We start from the raw sequence: 3,416 nt of genomic DNA, 5'->3' as shown, positions 1-3,416 counted from the left end.
TGTAAGTTTTTCTTTTCTTCTAAGTCTAGGAAATCTTTGGCTGGCATAAGTAGGATTTTTCTCAAGTTACTATTTCTATTTTAGGTGGTTTAAGTGCGTTTTAGCTTATCATTCCTGAATCAGTTTGTTAATTAATCGAGCCGTAGGTTGGGTTGAGCTATCATTATTGCTCTGGTATTACCAATCGGCTCAAAAGGCGAAACCCAACAAACATTGTGAAAATATTCCAGGAAGTTGTTGGGTTTCCTTGCGTCAACCCAACCTACGAGTCTTTATTCAGTGAACAGTTAACAGTTAACCGAGGTAATATATTACCTCCATTCAACTGAGAAATTAGAACCTACTAATCGCAGATAAACGATTCTTCCGGGCAAATTTCCTTTAAAGAGAATTTTTCCGTTAATGGGGACTCTAGAAGGCATATCTCTCATATATACTAGATCACGACCTATTCCTCCAATACGTCCCTCCGATCCCGTCAATTGCTTGCCGGTAGAATCAATGATGATAGAGTATTGGGGATAAAAAGTAAGATCTCTGACTTCCCCTAAGTTTGCAACCATAAAAGTACAAACTACAGAATTATTGTCTTTATTACAATTCTGAATCTCGAAAGCAAAACCATTGCTTACACGTCTCAAATTACGGGCTTGAGCAATATCATCGTGATTCTGATAGAAGTTAGAAGATAAAGCTGTAGTTAAGGCTAAAATTGGTAGCCATCTGAAAAATCCTTTTTTCATCACCATTCGCTACTCAGTACATAAGTGTTCGCCCCCTCGCAGCTAGGTGAAGCAACAACCCAACCCAACACCAAAGGCGGATAGTAGAACAATACACACTCCCCCCCCACAAATGTATCAAAAGCTACAATTTAATAAATCTTTATATTTCTCTCCCTAGCTTAGGGGTTGACAGAGCAGGGAGTCTCAGGTGTTTTCCGCTGTTTTACTGCTTCTCAGACGAACTATCGTCTTCCTTGAGTTATTGTGGCGCGGTCTGTCGGATTCGTCTTTGCGTTCATCTCTGTCTCGAAGTTGTTGAAGCGGATTGGCTCTGTTATTCTTTGTGTGATAAGTTTAACTTATATAGTGGTGATCGATCTCTGTGTCCTTTGTGTCTCTGTGGTTAGTTCCACTCACTGCCCCAAGACTGTATCTCAGAATACATTTTACCCACCAAACCTAAGAGAGCTGCGGATTCTCTATTTTGTTATAATTAGTGTCATTCGTTCGGTTTTGGCAGGGAAAAATATTCCGACACTTGCACAACTCTGACAATGTTAAGTACCTAAGCAAAATTAATTACACATATCGTAAGGATTCAGGTCATACAAAAAGCAGTCAAACCCATGCTGTGTAAGCATTTAGGCGAATTATGGCCAAATCCTCATTCTCATTAAGAAACGCTGAAAGGCTTAATTTTCGTGCTTATTGAGAATGAAACTGTTAGTTTAGCGAGTTCTGAGATTTGAGAAGCCGCTCTGTGACTGCATTTGAGGCACCTGAATCCTTACCACATATCTAACCACCTCTTGCATGAGTGCCCATCTTCACTAGGAAATTTATTTGGCACGACTACTTATTGAATGAAGATGTAAGATAATGCACAACCAATGACTGGCGATATGGAATCACTACAATCCAAATGAAATGGCATCACTAAAATATTGAAATGTTTTCTTAAACTGATTATTATATGAAGGAGATTGTTTTTTATCGTACCCAGTCAGGAGCCAGCCCCGTTGAAGATTTTTTAAATTCTCTGTCTGGAAAACAAGCTCAAAAAGTGTTGTGGGTGTTACGCTTAATTCAGGAGTTAGATTCTGTCCCGAGTCAATACCTGAAAAAATTAGTCAATACTGATGATATTTGGGAAGTGAGGGTTCAGATTGGCAATAATATATTCCGTCTGCTGGGCTTTTTTGGAGAAAGTGATTTAATTATTTTAACGAACGGATTTGCTAAAAAGACTCAAAAAACACCATCCCAAGAGATTAATTTGGCAGAGCAACGAAAACGAGACTACTTGAACAGGAGATTCGACGATGAGTGATGTAGAACAATATATTAACAGGAGAAAACAAACTGACAGTCAATTTTGCCAAGGCTTCGAGTCTGGTTATCTCAGTTTCAAGCTGGGAGTTATCTTATCACAGGCAAGAGAAGAAGCTGGACTGACTCAGGAAGAATTAGCGCGTAAGTTAAATTGGGATAAAGCAACGGTTTTCAACCTAGAAGAGAATGTGGAATCTGTCGGTATTTCTACTTTAGAAAAATACGTCAAAGCTTTAGGAAAGGAACTTATTGTGGAAATAAGATAGCGGCTTCTGTAGGTTGTAGATTCAGAAAATCCCGTCCCGCACCAACTAGCTGATAGACTGGGGATAAGCTGTACTGAATTTAAACTGCGTATTGGAATTTTTAGTACAAATGCTCGAACTTTCTCTCCCTGCTCCCTTCTCCCTTGCAGTCTTAACGAGCAATTCAGATAGTCAACAGCTTAATATCCCTCCAGCCAATCAGTTCATCTCCCTGAATCGGTGGAACTATTAGCTTTTCTAGGTTTGGCTAAGGAACAGCCCAACCCAACACCAAAGCTGTACGACAATAGAGTACACACAAAACTAAACTAAGCTGTAGCCTAAGCTACAATTTTATAAATCTTTACATTATTCTCCCTAACCAGCGATTCAGATTTTGGGGTTTTTGGGGAGTTCAAGAGCTTGGACTTGTACAATAAGGTTGTACAAGTATCCCCTAAAAATCATGTTAAGCAAAGAAACCACCTACTCTCAGGCGAGAATGAATTTAGCGAGTCTCTTAGATCAGGTGTGTGACGAATCTCAAATTATCGTCATTAAGCGTCGCAATCAGAAAAATGTGGCCTTAATTGCTGAAGATGAGCTTTCCAGTTTATTAGAGTGTGTTTATTTATTGCGATCTCCAGAAAATGCCCAACGCTTATTTCGCTCTTTAGCATGGACCCAGACAGAAGATGCAACTCCTCAAACATTAGCTGAATTGAAAGAGGAGTTAGGAATTGAGTCCTAAAAGAGAAAATAAGCCAGATAAACCTAAAAACAATCCTATTCATGATTATTTGCCCGTTTTTAGTCCTGATTTCAAAGCAGATTTAGCTTGGTGGTATCGGAACGAACCGAAAAAAGGCGATAAAATCTTAGACTTAGTAGCAGATATTTTGGATGGCGATCCGTTTACAGGATTGGGTAAACCCGAACCTCTTAAGTATATTGCTGCCGACACTTGGTCACGACGGATCGACTTAGAGCATCGTTTGGTTTATAAAGTCACAGGAAATAAGGTTTATTTTTTACAAGCTCGCTATCATTATCAATCAGGCTAAACTCAGACAAACCCATCAAGAACTGTTACAGGAGAAAGGGGACAAAGAAC

The 3,416-nt window shown here is 39.3% G+C and carries 5 protein-coding genes; 4 read left to right on the top strand and 1 reads right to left on the bottom strand.

Going from position 1 to position 3,416, the window contains the following annotated elements:
- Positions 1 to 311: 311 nt before the first annotated feature.
- Positions 312 to 749, bottom strand: coding sequence for a hypothetical protein (locus tag PX481_RS06725; protein ID WP_002763759.1), 438 nt, complete (start codon positions 747 to 749; stop codon positions 312 to 314).
- Between the two features lie 949 nt (positions 750 to 1,698).
- On the opposite strand from PX481_RS06725, the gene PX481_RS06720 reads away from it, so the two are divergent.
- From PX481_RS06720 to PX481_RS06705, 4 genes are all read left to right on the top strand, one after another.
- Positions 1,699 to 2,055 (top strand): type II toxin-antitoxin system RelE/ParE family toxin, encoded by a 357-nt coding sequence (locus tag PX481_RS06720; protein WP_002763756.1) that lies wholly within the window; start codon positions 1,699 to 1,701, stop codon positions 2,053 to 2,055.
- The gene (locus tag PX481_RS06715; protein ID WP_002763755.1) at positions 2,048 to 2,323 is read left to right on the top strand and encodes a helix-turn-helix domain-containing protein; all 276 of its coding nucleotides are present in this window, start codon (positions 2,048 to 2,050) and stop codon (positions 2,321 to 2,323) included. Before PX481_RS06720 ends, PX481_RS06715 begins: the two co-directional genes overlap by 8 nt.
- A 445-nt stretch (positions 2,324 to 2,768) precedes the next feature.
- Positions 2,769 to 3,053, top strand: a complete 285-nt coding sequence (locus tag PX481_RS06710; RefSeq protein WP_002763754.1) for a type II toxin-antitoxin system Phd/YefM family antitoxin — start codon at positions 2,769 to 2,771, stop codon at positions 3,051 to 3,053.
- Positions 3,043 to 3,366 (top strand): Txe/YoeB family addiction module toxin, encoded by a 324-nt coding sequence (locus PX481_RS06705; protein ID WP_002763753.1) that lies wholly within the window; start codon positions 3,043 to 3,045, stop codon positions 3,364 to 3,366. Before PX481_RS06710 ends, PX481_RS06705 begins: the two co-directional genes overlap by 11 nt.
- Positions 3,367 to 3,416: the final 50 nt, after the last annotated feature.

The sequence above is a fragment of the Microcystis sp. M53603_WE2 genome, assembly GCF_030065435.1.
This window is presented reverse-complemented; position numbering and strand designations above follow the sequence as displayed.